This window comes from Pseudomonas sp. BLCC-B112 (genome assembly GCF_028550695.1).
In the GTDB taxonomy this organism is placed as follows: domain Bacteria; phylum Pseudomonadota; class Gammaproteobacteria; order Pseudomonadales; family Pseudomonadaceae; genus Aquipseudomonas; species Aquipseudomonas danubii.
Genome location: NZ_JAQQGK010000007.1, coordinates 112,117 through 133,071 on the forward strand (window position 1 = coordinate 112,117; position 20,955 = coordinate 133,071).

The 20,955-nt window shown below is 63.5% G+C and carries 19 protein-coding genes; 5 read left to right on the forward strand and 14 right to left on the reverse strand.

All coding sequences use genetic code 11. The annotated features are described in order from the left end of the window. Positions 1-28 precede the first annotated feature (28 nt). From radA to PQT43_RS19750, 3 genes are all read right to left on the reverse strand, one after another. The gene (gene radA, locus PQT43_RS19740) at positions 29-1,396 is read right to left on the reverse strand and encodes a DNA repair protein RadA (protein ID WP_025129215.1); all 1,368 of its coding nucleotides are present in this window, start codon (positions 1,394-1,396) and stop codon (positions 29-31) included. Positions 1,397-1,441: 45 nt separating this feature from the next. Further along, positions 1,442-2,002: an ankyrin repeat domain-containing protein gene (locus PQT43_RS19745; protein ID WP_272754457.1), complete on the reverse strand. Its 561-nt coding sequence runs from the start codon at positions 2,000-2,002 to the stop codon at positions 1,442-1,444. A 67-nt stretch (positions 2,003-2,069) separates the two neighbouring features. Further along, positions 2,070-3,611, reverse strand: a complete 1,542-nt coding sequence (locus PQT43_RS19750) for a catalase (protein WP_267268944.1) — start codon at positions 3,609-3,611, stop codon at positions 2,070-2,072. Positions 3,612-3,898: 287 nt separating this feature from the next. Between PQT43_RS19750 and mscL the strand changes: the two genes are divergently transcribed. Then, complete coding sequence (mscL, locus tag PQT43_RS19755) at positions 3,899-4,312, forward strand: large-conductance mechanosensitive channel protein MscL (protein ID WP_102882276.1); 414 nt, start codon at positions 3,899-3,901, stop codon at positions 4,310-4,312. A 47-nt stretch (positions 4,313-4,359) separates the two neighbouring features. On the opposite strand, the gene PQT43_RS19760 is transcribed toward mscL, so the two are convergent. Then, positions 4,360-5,136, reverse strand: a complete 777-nt coding sequence (locus tag PQT43_RS19760; RefSeq protein WP_102865423.1) for a ferredoxin--NADP reductase — start codon at positions 5,134-5,136, stop codon at positions 4,360-4,362. Positions 5,137-5,350: 214 nt separating this feature from the next. Here PQT43_RS19760 and PQT43_RS19765 point away from each other — a divergent pair, with 214 nt between their 5' ends. After that, positions 5,351-6,475, forward strand: a complete 1,125-nt coding sequence (locus tag PQT43_RS19765; protein ID WP_267268945.1) for a methyltransferase — start codon at positions 5,351-5,353, stop codon at positions 6,473-6,475. 66 nt (positions 6,476-6,541) lie between these two features. Here PQT43_RS19765 and PQT43_RS19770 read toward each other — a convergent pair whose 3' ends face one another. From PQT43_RS19770 to PQT43_RS19780, 3 genes are all read right to left on the reverse strand, one after another. Beyond that, a complete protein-coding gene (locus PQT43_RS19770) occupies positions 6,542-6,709 on the reverse strand; it encodes a DUF2474 domain-containing protein (RefSeq protein WP_102865421.1) in 168 nt (55 codons plus the stop codon). Between the two features lie 112 nt (positions 6,710-6,821). Further along, positions 6,822-7,829: a cytochrome d ubiquinol oxidase subunit II gene (gene cydB / locus PQT43_RS19775; RefSeq protein WP_102882278.1), complete on the reverse strand. Its 1,008-nt coding sequence runs from the start codon at positions 7,827-7,829 to the stop codon at positions 6,822-6,824. A gap of 3 nt (positions 7,830-7,832) precedes the next feature. Further along, positions 7,833-9,272 carry a cytochrome ubiquinol oxidase subunit I gene (locus tag PQT43_RS19780; protein ID WP_102865419.1) on the reverse strand — a complete coding sequence of 480 codons (1,440 nt, stop codon included), beginning with the start codon at positions 9,270-9,272 and terminating at the stop codon, positions 7,833-7,835. A gap of 586 nt (positions 9,273-9,858) precedes the next feature. Between PQT43_RS19780 and PQT43_RS19785 the strand changes: the two genes are divergently transcribed. Continuing rightward, positions 9,859-11,097, forward strand: coding sequence for an MFS transporter (locus PQT43_RS19785; RefSeq protein ID WP_272754459.1), 1,239 nt, complete (start codon positions 9,859-9,861; stop codon positions 11,095-11,097). A gap of 34 nt (positions 11,098-11,131) precedes the next feature. On the opposite strand, the gene PQT43_RS19790 is transcribed toward PQT43_RS19785, so the two are convergent. From PQT43_RS19790 to PQT43_RS19800, 3 genes are all read right to left on the reverse strand, one after another. Continuing rightward, on the reverse strand, positions 11,132-11,428 hold the full coding sequence (locus tag PQT43_RS19790) for a hypothetical protein (RefSeq protein ID WP_181433925.1): 297 nt from the start codon (positions 11,426-11,428) through the stop codon (positions 11,132-11,134). Between the two features lie 346 nt (positions 11,429-11,774). Beyond that, entirely contained in the window at positions 11,775-12,326 is a 552-nt protein-coding gene (locus PQT43_RS19795; RefSeq protein WP_102882280.1) for a DJ-1 family glyoxalase III, read from the reverse strand. A gap of 62 nt (positions 12,327-12,388) precedes the next feature. Further along, positions 12,389-12,838, reverse strand: coding sequence for a DUF4879 domain-containing protein (locus PQT43_RS19800; RefSeq protein ID WP_102882281.1), 450 nt, complete (start codon positions 12,836-12,838; stop codon positions 12,389-12,391). A gap of 207 nt (positions 12,839-13,045) precedes the next feature. Between PQT43_RS19800 and PQT43_RS19805 the strand changes: the two genes are divergently transcribed. Together PQT43_RS19805 and trmA are read left to right on the forward strand one after the other, a co-directional pair. Beyond that, positions 13,046-14,341 carry an NCS2 family permease gene (locus tag PQT43_RS19805; protein ID WP_272754461.1) on the forward strand — a complete coding sequence of 432 codons (1,296 nt, stop codon included), beginning with the start codon at positions 13,046-13,048 and terminating at the stop codon, positions 14,339-14,341. After that, positions 14,338-15,417, forward strand: a complete 1,080-nt coding sequence (gene trmA, locus PQT43_RS19810; protein ID WP_110596216.1) for a tRNA (uridine(54)-C5)-methyltransferase TrmA — start codon at positions 14,338-14,340, stop codon at positions 15,415-15,417. Before PQT43_RS19805 ends, trmA begins: the two co-directional genes overlap by 4 nt. 207 nt (positions 15,418-15,624) lie before the next feature. Here the strand turns inward: trmA and PQT43_RS19815 are convergent, their stop codons facing one another. The 4 genes from PQT43_RS19815 to PQT43_RS19830 all read right to left on the reverse strand — a co-directional run bounded on the left by PQT43_RS19815 (position 15,625) and on the right by PQT43_RS19830 (position 20,925). Next, positions 15,625-16,962, reverse strand: coding sequence for a TolC family outer membrane protein (locus PQT43_RS19815; protein ID WP_102882284.1), 1,338 nt, complete (start codon positions 16,960-16,962; stop codon positions 15,625-15,627). Next, a complete protein-coding gene (locus PQT43_RS19820) occupies positions 16,959-18,308 on the reverse strand; it encodes an HlyD family type I secretion periplasmic adaptor subunit (protein ID WP_272754462.1) in 1,350 nt (449 codons plus the stop codon). The genes PQT43_RS19815 and PQT43_RS19820 overlap by 4 nt, the downstream gene beginning before the upstream one ends. After that, on the reverse strand, positions 18,305-20,089 hold the full coding sequence (locus tag PQT43_RS19825) for a type I secretion system permease/ATPase (protein WP_102882286.1): 1,785 nt from the start codon (positions 20,087-20,089) through the stop codon (positions 18,305-18,307). The genes PQT43_RS19820 and PQT43_RS19825 overlap by 4 nt, the downstream gene beginning before the upstream one ends. A 218-nt stretch (positions 20,090-20,307) precedes the next feature. Further along, the gene (locus PQT43_RS19830; protein WP_102865410.1) at positions 20,308-20,925 is read right to left on the reverse strand and encodes a heme acquisition protein HasA; all 618 of its coding nucleotides are present in this window, start codon (positions 20,923-20,925) and stop codon (positions 20,308-20,310) included. Positions 20,926-20,955: the final 30 nt, after the last annotated feature.

A 20,955-nucleotide genomic window follows, 5' to 3' on the forward strand; every position in this document is an offset into this window, starting at 1 on the left:
GCTTCCTTCCATGAGAGCCCAGCTCGATTTATTCGAAGAGCGCATCCAACGCCTGTTCCAGGCGGGTCACGGCAATGATCTTCAAGCCCGGCGGCGACTCTTTCGGCGCATTGCCCTTGGGCACGATGGCCCGTTTGAAGCCGTGCTTGGCGGCCTCTTTCAAACGCTCCTGGCCGCTGGGCACCGGACGCACTTCACCGGACAGGCCGACTTCACCGAACACCAGCAAGTCATGGGGCAGCGGACGATTGCGCAAGCTCGACATCACGGCGGCCATCAACGCCAGGTCGGAGGCAGTTTCCAGCACCTTGACCCCACCCACCACGTTGAGGAACACGTCCTGGTCATGGGTCGGAATCCCGCCGTGGCGGTGCAGCACCGCCAGCAGCATGGCCAGGCGGTTCTGATCCAGGCCCAGGGTGACCCGGCGCGGATTGGCCAGGTGGCTGTCATCCACCAGCGCCTGGACTTCCACCAGCATCGGCCGGGTCCCCTCCCAGGTCGCCATTACCACGCTGCCGGGCACTTCTTCCTGGGCCCGAGTGAGGAAAATCGCCGAAGGGTTGGACACCTCCTTCAAACCGCGGTCGGTCATGCCGAACACACCCAGCTCATTGACCGCACCAAAACGGTTCTTCACCGCCCGCAGCAACCGCAGGCGACCGTCAGACTCGCCCTCGAAATACAGCACGGTGTCGACCATGTGCTCCAGCACCCGCGGCCCGGCCAGGGCGCCTTCCTTGGTCACGTGGCCCACCAGGAAAATCGCCGTGCCGCTCTGCTTGGCGTAACGCACCAGCAAGGCGGCGCTCTCGCGCACCTGGGACACGCCGCCCGGAGCCGATTGCAGCTGTTCGGTGAAGATGGTCTGGATCGAGTCGATCACCATGACCTTGGGTTTTTCCACCCGAGCGGTGGCGATGATGGTTTCGATGCAGGTCTCGGTCATCACCCGCAACTGATCCTGGGGCAGGCCCAGGCGCCGGGCGCGCATCGCCACCTGCTGCTGAGACTCCTCGCCGGTGACGTACAAGGCCGGCATGCGCGTGGCGATGTTGCACAGGGTCTGCAGCAGGATGGTCGACTTGCCGATCCCCGGATCACCACCGATCAGCACCACCGAGCCGTCCACCAGGCCGCCGCCCAGCACTCGGTCGAGCTCGCCGGAAGCGGTGGAGAAACGTGGAATTTCCTCGACGCTGACTTCTGCCAGGGTCTTGATCTGCGCCTGTTGCCCGGCCCAGCCAGTGCGCCCGGCGGGAGCCGCGGCACCACCGCTTTCGATCATGGTCTCGGTCAGGGTGTTCCAGGCCCCGCACTCGCCACATTGCCCGGCCCATTTGGGAAAGGTGGAGCCGCACTCGGTGCAGCCGTACATGCGCTTGGCCTTGGCCATCTGAACCCCCGGCAAAAACCGCGATGATAGCTCAGCTGGAACCGATCAGCGCGGCGCCGTGGTGCGTATCTGCCCGCTGGCCAGCCGCGTGACGCTATTGCCCAGCGGGTCTTCGGCATTCAGGTCAGCGCCCTTGGCGGCCAAGGCGTCCAACAGTTCGACCCGCTTGAACAACCCGGCGTACATGGCCGCCGTCTGCCCGGCGCCATTGCGCTGATCGGGACTGCAATCGGTCGCCAGCAAACGCCGAGCGATCTGCACCTCGCCCTTGAAGATCGCCCCCATCAACGCCGTGTTGCCGCGTTTGTCCTGGGCACAGGCATTGGCGCCGGCGTCCAGCAGGCGCTCCACCGCCGGACCCTGGCCGTGATAAGCGGCGAGGATCAACGCGGTGTAGCCCTTTTCATCCTGGGTATCGAGGGAGTAACCGGCCTCGATAAAGGTGTCGAGCATTTCCACATCGCCCCGGCGGGCGGCATCGAAATAGTATTGTTCCAGCTGCACCTTGACCGCCACCGGGTCGGCGGCGGTCGCGGCTTCGGCCGCCGGCTGCGCGTAGGCGGCAAACGAACAGGCCACTGACAGCAGCGCTGTAAAAAGACGCATGGCGCGACTCCTCTGTCGGAAAAAGTCGTCACGCCCGGGCGGGCGTGACGGAGTGAAACGCGCTCGATCAATCGCTCAGCTTGGCCGCCAGCGCCTTGACCCGAGTCAGGTCGCCCTTGGCCACGCGGGTCACGCCGGTGCCGTACTCCGGGTCGGCCTTATACAGGAACGACAGGATGATGTGCTTGCTCTCATCATCGGTGGTGGCCAGGGAGCCGCCGAAGCTGTCGATCAGGTCCTGGCGTTCCTTCTTGCTGAAGGAACGGTACAGATCACCGGCCTGCTTGAAGTTCTGCTCGCGCTGGATCTTCGCCTGCTGGGTGCTGCCCGACAGTGCCAGCTGGCTGTAGCGCGCGGTTTGCGGCTCTTCGCGGGGCATCAGGCGGCTCGGCTGGTAGTTGACCCCCGTGCTGGTGTGACCCAGGTTCATCGCGCCGTCCTGGTTGCCGTTGTTCACCGGGTTCTTCGGTGCGTTGATCGGCAGTTGCAGAGCATTGGCGCCGATGCGGTACATCTGGGTATCGGCGTAGGAGAACACCCGGCCTTGCAGCAGGCGGTCTTCCGAAGGCTCGATCCCCGGTACCAGGTTGGACGGGGCCATGGCCACTTGCTCAGTCTCTTGGAAGACGTTGGCCGGGTTACGGTTCAACACCATCTGTCCCACTTTGCGCTCGGGCACATCCGGCCAGATCTTGGTGGCGTCCAGCGGGTCGAAATCAAACTTGGCCAAGTCTTCGGGTTTCAATACCTGGACATACAAGTCCCACTTGGGAAAGTCCCCTTTATTAATGTGGGTTACCAAGTCATGGGTCATATGGCTGTAATCGCGCCCTTGTACCTCGACCACCTGTTTCGGATCGAGATTCTTCAGACCTTGCAGACTCTTCCAGTGAAACTTCACGTAGTGCACTTCACCCTTGGCGTTGATCAACTTGTAGGCGTGCACCCCATTACCATCCATTTCCCGGTAACTGGCCGGAGTTCCGGAGTTGGAATACAGCTCGGTCAATGTGCGAGTGGCTTCGGGAACATGAGAGAAGAAATCAAAACGTCGCGAGTCATCATCCAGATTGGTACGCGGATCGGGTTTGAACGCGTGCACCATATCCGGGAACTTGATGGCATCGCGAATGAAGAAGGTCGGGAAGTTGTTGCCGACCAGGTCCCAGTTCCCCTCTGCGGTATAGAACTTGGTGGCGAAACCCCGTGGATCACGCAAGGTTTCCGGGGAGTGGTTGCCATGCACCACCGACGAGAAACGCACGAATACCGGGGTCACCTCGTCGGCGGCAAACACCTTGGCACGGGTCAGGTCGCTGAGGTTGTCGGTGACGGTGAAGGTGCCGTGGGCGCCGGTGCCACGGGCGTGTACCACGCGCTCTGGAATGCGCTCGCGATCAAAACGCTGAAGTTTCTGGATCAGTTGCACATCTTGCAGCAACACCGGGCCGGTGGCGCCTGCGGTCTGTGAATTCTGGTTATCGCCCACTGCCGCGCCATTGTCGCGGGTCAGCGTGGCGGCCTGTACGGAAAGGGAAAGCAGACTGGCGGCAAGCACGCCCAGTACGCGTCGCTGGGAAAAACTCCCAAGGCCAAGAGAAGCGGTCATGTTGAATTCCTCTAGTTATATAAGGCGCATCTCGGTGCGCCTGCTAGAGGCTAGTGACTAAACATTTGAAAGATAAATAGAAAGGCCATAACCCATCGATTGACAGAATGTTCTGGTTATCTCGTCAAATGCGGGGTATATCGCGCGCGATCCGATGGCACTTTGAAAAAACTCTTTGCCTGTTTATCGGTCAATAACCCCGCGTGCTGTTAAAAGTTGTGTCGGCAAAATGCTTTTTGCTGAATTACACTGCCGTAACCAACCTCATCTGTAACAAGGAATAACCTATGGGCGTGCTAAGTGAGTTCAAGGCCTTCGCGGTCAAAGGTAACGTGGTCGATATGGCCGTGGGTATCATCATCGGCGCCGCGTTCGGCAAGATCGTCTCGTCCTTTGTCGGCGACGTGGTCATGCCGCCCATCGGCGTGTTGGTCGGTGGGGTGAACTTCGGGGACCTGGCGGTCACGCTGAAAGCGGCGGCAGGGGATGCACCCGCGGTGGTTCTGGCCTATGGCAAGTTCATCCAGAGCATCATCGACTTCATCATCATCGCCTTCGCCATCTTCATGGGCGTCAAGGTCATCAACCGCCTGAAACGCGAAGAAGCCGTGGCCCCTACCCTGCCACCGGTACCGACCAAGGAAGAAGAGCTGCTGGGAGAGATCCGCGATCTGCTCAAGGCGCAGAACAACAAGCCCTGAGGCGAGTCCTGCAATACATCAACGGCGCCCTCAAGGCGCCGTTTTGGTTACCAGTAAGTCTCCACCGCCACCTGCCCCGGCCGTCGACTCAGGCTCAGGTTCATCCCTCGCTGCTTGAGCAGGGCACGGGTGTCGTCAATCATCTGTGGGTTACCGCAGAGCATCACCCGGGAATGCTCGGGGGTCAGTTCCACGCCAGCGGCGCGTTCCAGCTCGCCGTTCTCGATCAGTTGGGTGATGCGCCCATTGAGGCTGCCCGGGTGCTGCTCGCGGGTCACGGTGCTGATGAATTGCAACTTATGCGCGAACTCGGCCAGGTACTCACGTTGCGGCAACTCGGCAAGCAACTGCTGATAAGCCAGCTCCCTGGCCTCGCGCACGCTGTAGACCAGGATGATGCGTTCGAATTTCTCCCAGACCTCGAAGTCCTGGAGGATCGACAGGAACGGCGCAATCCCGGTGCCTGTGGATAACAACCAGAGATCGCGACCGTCGACGAAACGATCCAGGGTCAGGTAGCCAAAGGCCTGACGATCCACCAACAGGCTGTCCCCCACTTCCAGGCGGCTCAGCTCACTGGTGAACTCGCCGCCGGGCACCACGATGGAGAAGAATTCGAGAAACTCATCGAACGGCGACGACACCATGGAATAGGCGCGCCACACCGTGCTGCCATCGGCCTTGGTCACCCCGAGACGAGCGAACTGCCCGGCGCGAAAGCGAAAACCCGCATCCCGGGTAGTGCGCAGGGTGAACAGGCTGGAGGTCAGCGGCTGGACCTCGAGCAGGGTCTGGCGAGTGTACTTTTCTTCACTGGCGGTCATGACGGGCTCCACAAAAGCGATGCGCTAGTGTCCCGCAAAGCGCCGGACAGAAACACCGGCGGTTTGTAGTGGCATAGAGCGCGGGCAATCCCCGGCAAAAAAACGTACCATTTAGCCCCGCTTCGAACGGCCCGCGCCTGCGCTGTTCGAGGGTTCCCGTACGCGCGACAGCCCCCACCGCCGGGACATTCACCGATTACCTAGAGTCCGCCCCATGCCCCTGCTTGCAAGCCCCTTCGCCCAGCTCGACCTGATCCGCCAGCCCGAACAGCAAAACGAGCCGCTGCAAGCCTTCGACGCAGCGGACGAATACCTGCTCAACCATCTGGCCGAGCAGCAACCGACCAGCGATACCCGGGTGCTGATCCTCAACGACAGCTTCGGCGCCCTGGCTGCAAGCCTGCTGGGCAAGGTCCAGGTCAGCAGCAGCGGCGATTCGTACCTGGGCGCCCTGGCCCTGGAAAAGAACCTGGTGCGCAACGGCCTGCCCTTTGACGCCCTGCGGGTGATACCGGCCAGCGAGCCGTTGCACGGTCCCTTCGACCGGGTGCTGATTCGCGTCCCCAAGACCCTGGCCCTGCTGGAAGAACAGCTGATCCGCCTGCAGGGACAACTGGCCCCTGGCGCCCAGGTCGTGGCGGCGGCCATGGTCAAGCACCTGCCCCGCGCCGCCGGTGACTTGCTGGAGCGCTACATCGGCCCGGTGCAGGCCTCCCTGGCGGTGAAAAAGGCCCGCCTGCTGGTCGCCACGCCAGAAGCCAGACCGCCGGTCGTGTCGCCCTACCCGACCCGCTATCGCCTGGAGCAGCCGGCCATCGAACTGCTCAACCACGCCAACGTGTTCTGCCGCGAAGGCCTGGACATCGGCACCCGCGCCTTCCTCCCGCACTTGCCACAGAACCTCGGCAGCGCCCGGGTCGCGGACCTGGGCTGCGGCAACGGCGTGCTAGCGATCGCCAGCGCCCTGGACAACCCCCAGGCCCACTACACCCTGGTGGACGAATCCTTCATGGCCGTGCAGTCGGCACGGGAGAACTGGCAGGCAGTGCTGGGCGAGCGCGAAGCCGAGATGCGCGCCGGCGATGGCCTGGCCGGTCAGGCGCCGCAGTCCCTGGACGTGGTGCTGTGCAACCCGCCGTTCCACCAGCAGCAGGTGGTGGGCGACTTCCTCGCCTGGCGCATGTTCCAACAGGCCCGGGAAGCCCTGGTGGTGGGCGGTGCGCTGTATATCGTCGGCAACCGTCACCTGGGTTATCACAGCAAGCTGGCGCGGCTGTTCCGCGGCGTCGAACAAGTGGCGGCCACGCCCAAGTTCGTGATCCTCAAAGCGCGCAAGTAACAGGCAAAAAAAACCCTCCGCAAGCGGAGGGTTGAAACCGTGCCGCAAGGCAACGGGATGGGATGATCAGTGGGTAGTCAGGCCCGCGGCGCTCATGAACATGCGCATCAGGCTGGCCACCACGAACAGGGCCAGCACACTGCCACCCCAGATCATCGCCAGCCAGCCCAGGCGCCGCCACAGGGGCTGTTTTTCCGCCTGTTCGATTTCCTGCAAAGAGTGTTTATCGCTCATGATTTCAACTCCTGCTTGACCCAAACCCTCGTCGGAGCTGGCTGGCCAGTGAAAGCGCCGGCCAGCCAGGCACAAGGTGCAAGGGCCTGTTCGCCGGCAAGCCGGCTCCTACCTAGTGGTAACCGTCTTCGTGGGTGACCTTGCCGCGGAACACGTAGTAGCTCCAGAAGGTGTAACCCAGGATGAACGGGATGATGAACAAGGTGCCCACCAGCATGAAGCCCTGGCTTTGCGGCGGCGCCGCGGCGTCCCAGATGGAGATCGACGGCGGCACGATGTTCGGCCACAGGCTGATACCCAGGCCGCTGTAGCCGAGGAAGATCAGCACCAGGGTCAGCAGGAACGGCGTGTAATGCGCGTTGCGGGCCACAGCACGGAGCAGGCCGTACATGGTCACCAGCACCAGGATCGGCACCGGCAGGAACCAGAACAGATTGGGCAGGGTGAACCAGCGCGCCGCGATATCGGCATGGGCCAAGGGCGTCCAGATACTGACGATGCCGATCACCGCCAGCACCACATAGGCCAGGGGCCGGGCCAGGTCATGCATCTGCTGCTGCAGCTTGCCTTCGGTCTTCATGATCAGCCAGGTGCAGCCAAGCAAGGCATAGGCCACCACCAGCGCCAGGCCGCAGAACAGGGTGAAGGGCGTCAGCCAGTCCAGGGAGCCACCGGCAAACTGGCGGTCAACCACCGGCAAGCCGTCGATGAATGCGCCCAAAGCCACGCCCTGGAAGAAGGTCGCCGCCGCCGAGCCGCCGATAAACGCCTTGTCCCAGATATGACGCTTGTCTTCCTTGGCCTTGAAGCGGAACTCAAAGGCCACCCCGCGGAAGATCAGGCCGATCAGCATCAGGATCAGCGGCAGGTACAGCGCCGAGAGCACCACCGAGTAGGCCAGCGGGAAGGCGCCAAACAAAGCCGCGCCCCCCAGCACCAGCCAGGTCTCGTTGCCGTCCCAGACCGGGGCGACGGTGTTCATCATCACGTCACGGTCGCGGTCGTCCTTGACGAACGGGAAGAGAATCCCGATCCCCAGGTCGAAGCCGTCCATGACCACATACATCATGATGCCGAAGATGATAATCACGGCCCACAACAGCGGAAGATCAATACCCATGACTCAGTTCCCCTTGTTCAGGCGGGTGCCGTGGTCGGCGTCGTGGTCATCGTCGGCTGCGGACAGCGGACGGGCCGGAGTACGTTTCTGCCCGGGACCACCGTGGCTGGTTTCGGCACCTTCGTTGGTGACCGGGCCTTTGCGCACCAGGCGCATCATGTAGCCCAGACCCACGCCGAACAGCGAGAAATACACCACCACGAACAACGCCAGGGTGATGCTCATCTGCACAAAACTGTGTGCGGACGAAGCATCCGCCGTGCGCATCAGGCCATAGACCACCCAGGGCTGACGGCCGATCTCGGTGGTGAACCAGCCCGCCAGGATCGCGATCAGGCCGGACGGCCCCATCCACAACGTCAGGTACAGGAACGGACGCGAGGTGTAGAGGGTGCCGCGCTTGCGCAGCCAGACACTCCACAGGCCGGTGAAGATCATCAGCATGCCCAGGCCCACCATGACCCGGAACGACCAGAACACAATGGTCGAGTTGGGGCGGTCTTCGGGCGGGAACTCCTTGAGCGCCGGCACCTGCTTGTCCAGCGAGTGGGTGAGGATCAGGCTGCCCAGGTAAGGGATTTCCACTGCGTATTTGGTTTTCTCAGCCTTCATGTCCGGCCAGCCGAAGAGGATCAGCGGGGTCGGCTCATTACCGACGTTTTCCCAGTGACCTTCGATGGCGGCGATTTTCGCCGGTTGGTGCTTGAGGGTATTAAGACCGTGGAAGTCGCCGATCACCGCCTGCACCGGTGCCACGATCAAGGCCATCCACATGGCCATCGACAGCATGCGACGAATGGCCGGGTTGTCGCGGCCCCGCAGCAAGTGCCAGGCTGCGGACGAGCCGACGAAGAACGCCGTGGCGACGAACGCCGCCACCGCCATGTGCGCCAGGCGATAGGGGAATGACGGGTTGAAGATCACCGCCAGCCAGTCCACCGGAATCACTCGGCCGTCAACGATTTCGAAGCCTTGCGGGGTCTGCATCCAACTGTTGGAGGACAGAATCCAGAAGGTCGAAATCAGGGTGCCAATGGCCACCATCACCGTGGAGAAGAAGTGCAGCTTGCGTCCGACCTTGTTCCAGCCGAACAGCATCACCCCGAGGAAACCAGCCTCGAGGAAGAACGCGGTGAGCACTTCATAGGTGAGCAAGGGGCCGGTGACAGCACCAGCAAAATCGGAGAAACGGCTCCAGTTGGTACCGAACTGGTAGGACATCACCAGACCGGAAACCACCCCCATGCCGAAGTTGACAGCGAAGATCTTCGACCAGAAGTGGTAAAGATCACGATAGGTATCGTCGCGGGTCTTGAGCCACAGGCCTTCGAGTACCGCCAGATAACTCGCCAGACCAATGGTGATGGCCGGGAACAGGATGTGGAACGAAACGGTGAATGCGAACTGAATTCGGGCGAGATCAAGCGCCTCTAAACCGAACATAAGCTTTCCTCTATCAGGTAAAACCGGCTGCGGGCCACAGGCCAGCGCCTACTGCCCCCACGGATATGGAGTTCGGCGAATTCGGATTCGTTCTTTTTTAAACCATCGCAACGTAGGGATTCTGGCCCTTCGGCCGCCACATCAAACCACTGGAAAAGGTTTTGATCTGGGTCAAGCAACGTTAAAAGAGTAGTCTTATTTTCAGCGCGCAACTCTGTGGTTATTTGCCGCGTGACAGCTTGCCTCACCCCGCCAAACCCGGGGTTTTCCCGGCTTTTCCCCACACAAAACGCCTGTAGCCGCTGCTGAGCCTGCGAAGCTGCGAAAGGCCGGGCCGCGTTCGGTACGCAGGGTCTTGCCTGGCCATTTCCCGGCGAACCTGCGGCGTATTCAAGATCCTGGCGTCTCCTGCGACGGAGCGCCGCCCAAAGCGTTCGCAGCCTGCGGCAGCGGCTACAGGGTTCGCGACCCGGTGTTCGAGCGAAAAACGAGATAGATGCGTGGCTAACGATTTCCCCCGCCCCGCAACTATTGGTTACATCTTGGTGATAACCTCGTCGCACTCCCCGCTCAGATCGACCGCCCGATGCCCAGCCAAGACCCTCTGCTGCTCCGTCACCATCGTCCGTTCATTGCGTTCTGGCTGGCCCGGATCTTCACCGCCAGTGGTTTCCAGATGCTCACTGTGGCCATCGGCTGGAACCTCTACCAGCTGACCGGCAATGTGCTCGACCTGGGCCTGGTGGGGCTGGTGGAGTTCGCCCCAAGAGTGCTGTTCATGCTGCACACCGGGCATGTGGCCGACCGCTACGACCGGCGCCGAGTGGCGGCTATCTGTCAGTCGCTACAAGCCTTGATCGCCCTGGCCCTGGCCGTCGGCAGCCTGACCGACAGCGTGACCCGGGAAATGATCTTCATCCTGGCCTTCCTCCTCGGCGGCGCCCGTTCCTTCGAGATGCCCACCACCCAGGCCCTGCTGCCGAGCATCGTGCCCGCGGCGCTGTTTCCCCGGGCAGTGGCCGCCGCGCAATCGGCGCAACAGTCGGCGACCATCGTCGCCCCGGCCCTGGGCGGGTTGCTGTATGCCTTCGGCAGCGTCTGGGTCTACGGCCCCACCGTGGTCCTGTACCTGATCGCCTGCCTGCTGATGCTCAACCTGCCGGCCCGGCAGACGCCGCTGAACAAGGGCAAGGCCACCCTCGATTCGCTGCTGGCGGGGATTCGCTTCATCCGCAGCCGCCCGGACATCCTCGGCGCCATCTCCCTGGACCTGTTCGCGGTCCTGCTGGGCGGCGCCACAGCACTCTTGCCGGTGTTCGCCAAGGACATCCTGCTCACCGGCCCCTGGGGCCTGGGCCTGCTGCGTTCGGCACCGGCGGTGGGCGCCTTGCTGATGTCGCTGTGGCTGGCGCGTTTCAGCGTCGAGCGCAAGGTCGGGCGAGTGATGTTCACCGCCGTCGGCGTATTCGGCGTGGCCACCATCGCCTTCGGCCTCTCGACCTCGTTCTGGTTTTCCCTGGTGGTGCTGGTGGTGCTGGGGGCGGCGGACATGATCAGCATGGTGATCCGCGCGTCCTTCGTGCAGCTGGAAACCCCGGACGAAATGCGCGGCCGGGTCAGCGCGGTAAACGGCCTGTTCATCGGCGCTTCGAACCAGCTGGGGGAATTTGAATCCGGGCTGACCGCCCACTGGTTCGGCACCGTGCCGGCGGTGGTGCTGGGCGGGGTCGGCACGCTGGTCGTGACCGGGGTCTGGATCAAGCTGTTTCCGACCCTGGCCAAGCGCGATCGGATGATCGAGCGAGTGGAAGAGGCCAAGACCTGAAGCCGCGCCGGACGGGCGCGGCCAGATTCAGGTATCAGTGACTGGGCTGAGCCTCAGCGGCTACACGCCATTTCGCCGCCTCCAGCAGGTCGCAACCATCCTGGGTCAGTACATAGAGCACATCGATGATGTGCGGGATGTCCTTCACATCGCCGTGGCTGAAGTTCAGGCAGCACAGGGTTTCCAGCAGGTTGGCAGCAGTGCGCATGCGTTGCTCTGCAGCCTCGTGCAACGCCTCAGTGGACGCATTGGCGTTGATGAAAAAAACACCAGGCCGGCTTATGTTGGATTTGAGCGGCACATAGTGAGCAGCAGTTTTCGGGGTACTCATCATTAGATCCTTCTTTATGAATGACCGCCCCAATCGTGACCAAACGATGGGTGGCGGACTGTGCACAGGTTGGTCAACCGGGAAGAAGGCACCCGGCACACCCGAAGGTGTCCCGCGCACAGTCCACCATGAAGCGTGCGGACACGAAAAAGTGCCTGCAAACCAGGGTGGCGCGTGCGCCTTCTAATTTCGGGTGACCAAACCCGTTCGCTGAATTGGCAGCGACGGCGCGAACTATAGGGGTGATGGGACGAGCCGTGCAAGGAGCGGCTGGTTAGCCTTTGTTACCCGACTTTGAGCCACTCGCCATGGAAAGTGAGGTCGCGGTTCATCAACGCAATTGCCCCTAGACCAGCAACTCTGCTGCCACCTGGGCGCGCTTGCCGCGACCGCACAGCGCCTCCACCAGGGCCAGGGCAAACGTCAGGGCCGCGCCGGAACCCTGGGCGGTGATGCAGTTGCCATCCACCACCACCGGCTGGTCGACAAAGGTACAGCCCAACAGCTGATGGCTGGCGCTGGGCAGGCAGGTCATGCGCCGCTGGCGCAGCACGCCATAGGCCTGCAAGGCCAGGGCCGGTGCTTCGGCGATGCCGGCGAAGAACCTGCCGGCGGCCGCCTGATCCTTGAGCAACTGCATCAGGGGTTGATGGCCCGCCAAATGCTGGGCACCTACCGCGCCGCCGGGCAACACAATCAGGTCGAAGCGCTGGGCCAGCACATCCACCAGCATGGCGTCGGCGGTCAGTCGGGTGCCGCGGGCGCAGGTGAGCATGCGCCGGTTTTCGACACTGGCCGCCAACACCTCGATTTCGGCACGGCGCAGTACGTCGATCAGGGTCACGCTTTGCAGGTCATCAATGCCTTCGGCAAGGGTGACCAAGGCTCTGAAGGTCATGGGGATGACTCCACAAGGAAGGTCTTTAGAGCTTAGTCAGCTTTGCCGAACGCCGTTCGGGGCTACCGGATGTAGATCTGCGCACTCAGGGTATTGCCCGGTGCGTTGATCGAGGTGTTGCTGAAGCTGAAGGTGCCTTCCTGCTTGCCCGCCAGGTCGAAGACATAGATGTAGCCCACGGTGATTCCCGAGTTGCCGCAGGGCACATAGGCGGAGCCGTCCTCACACACCGGCGAGCGAGTGCCGTCGACCTCGAAACCGTCCAGGTTCACATGGGGCTCGCGGCCGTAGCCGATCTCCAGCACGTAGACCTTGATGTTCGGGCCGTTGTGGTCGCACTGGGTGCGTTCACGCCCATCGGAGACATCTTCCAGGCCGCAGGAAGGTGACAGCACCTTGAGAATTTCCACCTGGCTCAACGGCGGCGCCGAACGCGCCAGGGCCGGAGCCGCCAACCAGCAGGCCGCTGCCCCCAGCAGCGTCAATGCTGTCATTTTCACTGTGCTGCGCATAAATCCCCCCTTAAAAGCAGCGCGCAGTATGCGCTACTTGCCAGCAGTGCAAAACATCGCCGACGATCGCAGCCATTGGCCCACGCTGCTGGTATGATGCGCGGCTTTTTCCGACCCAGGGCAAATCCACAGGCACCTTATAAAGTCTGTGCTTTGCTGTTGGAGTCGATACATTCACGGCGCCCGGCGGCGCCACGGGGAGCAGACATGCTGGAAAGGCTGTTTCAACTCAAGGCACACAACACCAACGTGCGCACCGAGATTCTTGCGGGCGTCACCACCTTCCTGGCCATGGCCTACATTCTCTTCGTCAACCCGAGCATTCTCGGCGAGACGGGCATGGACAAGGGCGCCCTGTTCGTTGCCACCTGTCTGGCTGCCGCCATCGGCTCCACCATCATGGGCCTGATCGCCAACTACCCGATCGCCCTGGCCCCGGGCATGGGCCTGAACGCCTTCTTCACCTACACCGTGGTCCTGCACATGGGCCACACCTGGCAAGTGGCGCTGGGTGCGGTGTTCATCTCGGCGGTGCTGTTCTTCCTGCTGTCGATCTTCAAGATCCGCGAATGGATCATCAACAGCATCCCCCTGCCGCTGCGCTCGGCGATTGCTGCCGGTATCGGCCTGTTCCTGGCGCTGATCGCCCTGCACAACGCCGGCATCGTGGTCAGCAACCAGGCCACCATGATCGGCCTGGGTGATCTGAAAAAGCCGGCGCCGATCCTCGCCACCCTGGGCTTTGCCCTGATCGTCGCCCTGGAAGCGCTGAAAGTGCGCGGGGCGGTGCTGATCGGCATCCTCGCGGTGACCATTGCCTCGATCATCATGGGCTTCACCCCGTTCGCCGGCGTGACCTCGATGCCTCCGTCCCTGGCCCCGACGTTCCTGCAACTGGACATCAAGGGCGCCCTGGACATTGGTCTGGTGAGCGTGATCTTCGCCTTCCTGTTCGTCGACCTGTTCGACAACTCCGGCACCCTGATCGGCGTCGCCAAGCGCGCCGGCCTGATGGGCAAGGACGGCCACATGCCGAAAATGGGCCGCGCGCTGATCGCTGACAGCACCGCCGCCATGGCCGGCTCCCTGCTGGGCACCTCGACCACCACCAGCTACATCGAATCCGCTGCGGGCGTGAGCGCCGGTGGCCGCACCGGCCTGACCGCCATCGTGGTGGCGATTCTGTTCCTGCTGGCACTGTTCTTCTCGCCGCTGGCGGCCAGCGTGCCACCGTTCGCCACCGCGCCGGCACTGCTGTTCGTGGCCGTGCTGATGACCTCGGGCCTGGCGGAAATCGACTGGGACGACATCACCGTCGCCGCGCCGGTGGTGGTCACTGCCCTGGCCATGCCGTTCACCTATTCGATCGCCAACGGCATCGCCTTCGGCTTCATTGCCTGGACCGCGATCAAGCTGCTGTCGGGCCGCGCCCGCGAGCTGAACGCACCGCTGGTGATCCTGTCGATATTGTTCGTGATCAAGCTGGGTTGGTTCGCCGCATGACTTTTGACGCCGCAAGCTACAGCACCCAATTGAACGACAAGGTCGCGCGCCTGCGTGACCTGCTGGCGCCTTTCGCTGCGCCCGAGCCCCAGGTCTTCGACTCGCCCCTGCAGAACTTCCGCCTGCGGGCCGAGTTCCGCCTGTGGCGCGAGGCCGGTGAACGCCACTACGCGATGTTCTCCCAGGACGACAAACGCACGCCGATCCTCATTGAAGAGTTCCCCATCGCCAGCCAGCGCATCAACCAGTTGATGCCCCGGCTCAAGGCCGCCTGGCAGGCCAGCGCGCCTTTGAGCCACAAGCTGTTCCAAGTGGAGTTCCTCACCACCCTGGCCGGCGATGCGATGATCACCCTGTGCTACCACCGCCCGCTGGACGAGCACTGGCACAAGGCCGCGAGCCAACTGGCCGCCGACCTCAATGTCAGTGTGATCGGCCGTTCCAAGGGCAAGCGCGAAGTCATCGGCCAGGACTACGTGGTGGAAAAGCTCGAAGTCGGCGGGCGTACCTTCAGCTACCGCCAACCCGAAGGCGCCTTCACCCAGCCCAACGGCACGGTGAACCAGAAGATGCTCAACTGGGCCTATGAAGCCCTGGGCGAGCGCCAGGACGACCTACTGGAACTGTACTGCGGCAACGGCAACTTCACCCTGCCCCTGGCCACCCGGGTGCGCAAGGTACTGGCCACCGAGATCAGCAAGACCTCGGTCAACGCCGCCTTGAGCAACCTCAGCGAAAACGCTGTGGATAACGTCACCCTGGTGCGCCTGTCCGCCGAAGAGCTGACCGAAGCCCTGAACGAAGTGCGGCCGTTCCGCCGCCTGCAGGGCGTGGACTTGAAGAGCTACGAATTCGGCAGCGTGTTCGTCGACCCGCCCCGGGCCGGCATGGACCCGGACACCTGCGAACTGACCCGGCGCTTCGACAACATCCTGTACATCTCCTGCAACCCGGAAACCCTGGCGGCCAACATCGCCCAGTTGCACGACACCCACCGCATCACCCGCTGCGCGCTGTTCGACCAGTTCCCCTGGACTCACCACATGGAATCCGGGGTCCTGCTGACCCGCCGCTGATTTGCCCCGCTCCCCAACGGCCGTCCTCGAGACGGCCGTTGTCATTCTGGGCCTCCGATCCCCCTACCGCTTCCTGTAGCCGCTGCCGCAGGCTGCGATCGACTGCGAAGCAGGCGCAAACCTGACACCGCGGTGCATCAGGCACGTCTGCGTCGCCGGGTGTGCGGGGCTGCGCCCCGGTCGCAGCCTGCGGCAGCGGCCACAAGGTCAGCCCGCGGGTTGAAAGTACCCAGCCAGTTGCTGCAGGTCCTGTTCATTGAGCAGGCCGGCGTAGTACTTGAGCTCAATCCGTGCCAGCAGGTAGGCATGCCGGGCATCCGCCAGGTCACGACGGGCAGTGAACAGTTGCTGCTCGGCGTCCAGCACATCGAGGTTGACCCGCTCGCCACCCTGCACGCTTTTGCGGGTCGCGGTCACCAGGGCCTCGGCTGAGCTGACGGCCATTTCATAGGCGCGGACCTTGGCCGCGGCACTGGTGTTGAGGTTGAACTGCTTGCGCAGCTGGTTGAGGGTATTGGCGGTTTGCGCATCCAGTTCATATTGCGCCTGGGACAGCTGACTGGCCGCCTGGCGGGTCGAGGCCGAGACCGAACCACCGGCAAACAGCGGCAGGCTGACCTGGATACCCACGGTGTTGGTGTCGTACTGCTGGTTGTAGGTGCTCTCCGAATCAGAACGGGTCTGCCGGCTGCTGGCGTACAGGCTGATCTTGGGCAGGTGCCCGGCGCGCTTGCGCTCCACTTCGTATTCCGCCGCCCGCAGGGCCTGCTGCTGGGAAGCCAGTTCAGGGTTGTTGGCCATGGCCAGGTCGCGCCAACTGTCGAAGCGGTTGGGCTGCAGCGGCTGGATCTCGAACTGCCGGGTCAGCGGGTCCAGCTCGTCGATCTGCAACGGCTCGCCGACTATGGCTTGCAGCTCGCGCAGGGCCGCATCCTGCTGGTCCTGGGCCTCGATCTCTTGCGCCAGGGCCAGGCTCAAACGGGCCTGGGTCTCCAGCACATCGGTGCGGGTGCCCTCGCCGCCCTTGAGCAGACGTTCATTGAGCTGCAAGCGTTCGGCGTAGGCGCGCTTCTGTGCCCGGCTCAGCTCGATGCGCTCCTGGGCCAGCAGCGCCTGGCTGTAGGCACTGAGCAGGCGCACCGCCAGTTCCTGGCTCTTGCCGCGAAAACGCTCGTCGGAAAACAGCGCCTGGGCCGAGCCCTGGCGATAGCGCGCATAGGCCTCGTAGTCCAGCAACGGCTGTTGCAGGGTCAGGGTCGAGGCATAGCTGCGATAGTCACGATCGGTGGTGACATCGCCACGAACCGTGTCCTGGGTCACCTCGGACTGGTTGCGCGAATTGTTGTAGCTCCAGGACAGGTTCGGCAACAGCCCGGCACGGCCGATGGCCCGGTTCTCTTCACCGGCATCGCGCTCCTTGATCGCCGCCTGGAAGGTCGGGTCGTTACGCAGAGCCAGATCGTAGGCATCGAGCAAACCCAGGGCCAGGGCCGACGGGCTGCTCAGCAGGCACAGCAGCGCGAGAAAGCAAAAGGCGCGAGTCATTCTTCCACCAACGCCATATGAGTCCGGTCCAGCAGGGGCTTGAACAGGTAATTGAGCATCGAACGCTCGCCGGTACGGACAAAGGCCTCCACCGGCATCCCCGGACGGATCTGCAAGCCCTGCAACTGCTGCATGCCTTCGGCGCTGACCGTGGCGCGCAAGGTGTAATAGGGCTCTTCGGTACGTTCGTCGACCTGGCGATCGGCGGACACCAGGGTCACTTCCCCCGGCACCCTCGGCGTGGTGCTCTGGTTGAAGGCCGAGAACATCAGCTCCACGGGCAGCCCCGGGTGCACCTTGTCCACCAGTTGCACCGGCACCCGCGCCTCCACCAGCAGCGGCTCGTCCTGGGGCACGATGTCCATCAGCGGCTGGCCCGGCTTGATCACTCCGCCCTCGGTGTACACCTCCAGGCCCACCACCACCCCGGCAGCCGGGGCGCGCACCTGGCTGTTGGCCAGTTCGAACTCGGCGGAGGCCAGGCGATTGCGCAGGTCTTCGGTGCGAATCCGGGTGTCGGCCAACTGGCTGCGCAGGTCTTTCTGGAAGTCCTCGGTGGACTGGCGGATGCGCAGGCGCAGTTCGAGGATCTGCCGCTGCAACTGGCCGATGCGGCCGAAGTCCTCGGCGATCGAGCCGTCGATCTGCGCGTACAGGCGTTCGCTGTCCAGCAGGCGATTGCGCGGGATGTAGCCGTCCCGGGCCAGCTCCCGCAGGCCCTGCAACTGTTCGTTCAAGGCACTGCGCTGTTGCCGCTTGCTGGCCTGGGAATCCCGGGTACCGCGCAACTGCGCTTCGGAGCCGGCAATGGTTTCGGCAATCCCCTGTTGCTCCATACTCAGGGCCTGGCGCCGACTGCTGAACAGCTGCCGTTGCAGGGCCAGGCTGGCGGCCACCTCAGGTTCGCTCGCCAAGGCCTGGAGCTGTGGATCGAAGACGATCTCGCTGGCGCCTTCGCGCTCGGCATTGAGTCGCGCTTCGCTGGCCAGGGACCCCAGGTACTGACTGCGCAAGGACTGCATCTGGGTGCGCAGCGGGGTCTCGTTGAGGCGCAGCAGCACCTGCCCGGCGCTGACCCGGTCGCCCTCCTTGACCTCGATCCGCTCGACGATGCCGCCGCTCTGGTGCTGCACCGTCTTGCGATGGCCCGAGACCATGACCTTGCCCGATACCGCCACGCCCTTGTCCAGCGGCGCCAGGGCGGCCCAGCCGATAAACCCGGCAAAGCCTCCCAGCACCAGGAGCCAGCCGAGGCGTGAATACTTCCTGTCGTCCAGGGATAACACATTGCTGGCGGCGGGCCCCGCGAGCGGCGCAACAGAGCCTGTGGATACATTCGCCTTCATGCTTTTTTCCCTTCGCCGCCGGCCACGCCCAGTCGGTAATTCATGTTCAGGCTGGTCACCGGATTGCTCACCGGTACCGCGGGCGGCGGCGCGGCCTTGGCCTTCTGGTTCGCTTCCAGCACCCGCGCCGTCGGGCCGAAGGCTTGCAGCTGGCCTTCGCGCAGGATCATCAGCTGGTCGGTCAGGCTCAGCACATTGGGCTTGTGAGTGATCAGCACCAGGGTCCGCTGCCGTTGCTTGAGTTGGCTGATGGCCTGCAACAGCGCCTGTTCGCCAGCTTCATCAAGGTTGGAGTTGGGTTCGTCGAGCACGATCAGCGCCGGCAAGCCGTACAACGCACGCGCCAGGCCGATGCGCTGGCGCTGCCCGCCGGACAGCCCGGCACCGCCCTCACCCAGGCGCGTGTCATAGCCCTGGGGCAGTTGCAGGATCAACTCATGCACCCCGGCCATTTGCGCAGCCTGCAGGACCTGATCGGAGTCCAGCGCGCCGAAACGCGCGATGTTCTCGGCAATGCTGCCGGCGAACAATTGGATGTCCTGGGGCAGGTAGCCGATATGCGGGCCCAGTTGCTGCTTGTCCCACTGGGCCAGGTCCGCGCCATCCAGGCGCACCTTTCCCGTCAGGGGCGTCCAGGCACCGACCAACAGCCGAGCCAGGGTGGACTTGCCGCAACCGGAAGGGCCGATCACCCCCAGGACCTGGCCGGCCTCCAGGGTGAAGCCGAGGTTGCTCAGGGCCGGACGGCGACTTCCCGGGGCACAGGCACTCAATTGCTCGACACTCAACTTGCCCTTGGGCGTCGGCAGGCTCATGCGCACCGGCCGTGGCGGATTGGCCTGCAACAGCTCGGACAAGCGCTCGTAGGCCAGGCGCGCCGAGCTCCACTGCTTCCAGACCGCGATCAACTGGTCGATGGGGCTGAGCACCCGGCCCATGAGGATCGAGCCGGCGATCATCATCCCCGGAGTGATCTGCCCCTGCACCGCCAGCCACGCGCCCAGGCCCAATACCAGGGACTGCAAGGCCATGCGCACGCCCTTGGACCAGGCGCTGATAGTGGCGGTCTTTTCACTGGCCAGGTTCTGCTGAGCGAGAAAGCCCTGGTGACCGACGAACCAGCGCTCGCGCAGCGCGCCGAGCATGCCCATGGCTTCGATGGCGTCGGCGTTGCGCAGGTTGGCCGTGGCCTGCTGGCTGGTGATGATCGACAACTGGCTGGCCTGGGCCAGCGGCGCCTGGCAGATATGCTGATTGATCCAGGCCAGCGCCACCAACAGCAGCGCACCGCCCAGGGCCAACAGACCGAGCCAGGGGTGAAAGAGGAAGATCACCAGCAGATAGACCGGGAACCAGGGCGCGTCGAAGAAGGCGAACAAGGCATTGCCGGTGGCGAACTGGCGCAGCGCGGTCAGGTCATTCAAGGCCTGGCCGGCGGCCTGGGGGCTGCCCTTGAGCTGGGCCTCGAACGCCGCGTCATACACCCGCTGGTTCAGGCGCATGTCCATCTGGGTGCCGAGGTGGATCACCACCTGGCTGCGCACCCACTCCAACGCCCCCATCAGGCCGAACAGGCCGAGGATCATCAGCGTCAGCATCAACAGGGTCATCTGATTGCCCGAGGCCAGCACCCGGTCGTAGACCTGCAGCATGTACAGGGCCGGGGCCAGCATCAGCAGATTGATCACCGCCGAGAACAGGCCGATGTTGAAGAAGCCGCCCTTGTAGGCCGTCAGGGCCGCCAGCGTCTCGGAAGCGGCAAGTGGATTCGGCCTGCTCATCAAGGTGTCCTGTGCAGAGTTTAGGGATACAGGGTCTTCCGCTCAGGCAGAGCGGAACGACAAGAGGCGCGCCCGGTGCGTTGACAGGCACCCCGGCGCTCCCCAGAATTTGCCACCGCCGCCGCCCTGGCCTTCGAAAACTCGGGCGACGGAGGTGAGTCAAACCAGCGAATGGAGGAGCGATCCTGCATTCGCTTTTTTATGCCTCAAGCCGGCACTCAGGCCGCCAGTGCCCAGTCCTGGGCCACGTCCTGCACACCCACCAGGCCGACATCGGCTGCGGCGGCGGCAGCCGGGGTGACGTGGGCAACACCGGCGGCGGCCAGGTCGTCGAAAGTGGAGTTCACCGACAGGCTTGGGTCGATCGCCTTGAGCAGGGCATCGATCTCGCCGGCCAGCGCCGAGCTGTCGCCGCTCATCAGGCCGTAGACCACCTTGTGCACTTCACCGGCACGGCCTTCATCTTTCAGGCTGTTGAGGCCCAGGTTGCTGAAGCTGACTTCCTGGCTGACCAGGTGGTAGTTGCTGCCCGAACCACCGGCGAGGGTGTCGCCCAGGGATACGCTGTCCAGCGAGCCCCACAGCGTGTGGCTCGGGTTGCTGAACAGGGTGTAATGCAGGTTGCCGTCGGCCACGAAGGCGGCGTCGCTGGCGGTGCTCTTGATGGCGTACTGGGTGCCGTCGAACGGGCCCGGGTTGAAACCACCGGTATTGGTGCCATCAACCACTTCGCCTGGGCGATGGTTGACGTCGCCGAAGTAGGCCGACCAGTCAGTCAGGTATTGCGCAACAGTGTTACCGCCGTAGGTAGCGCTGTAAGAGATCGAAATGCTCATGCAAAACTCCAATACATTAGGTGGGTCAGG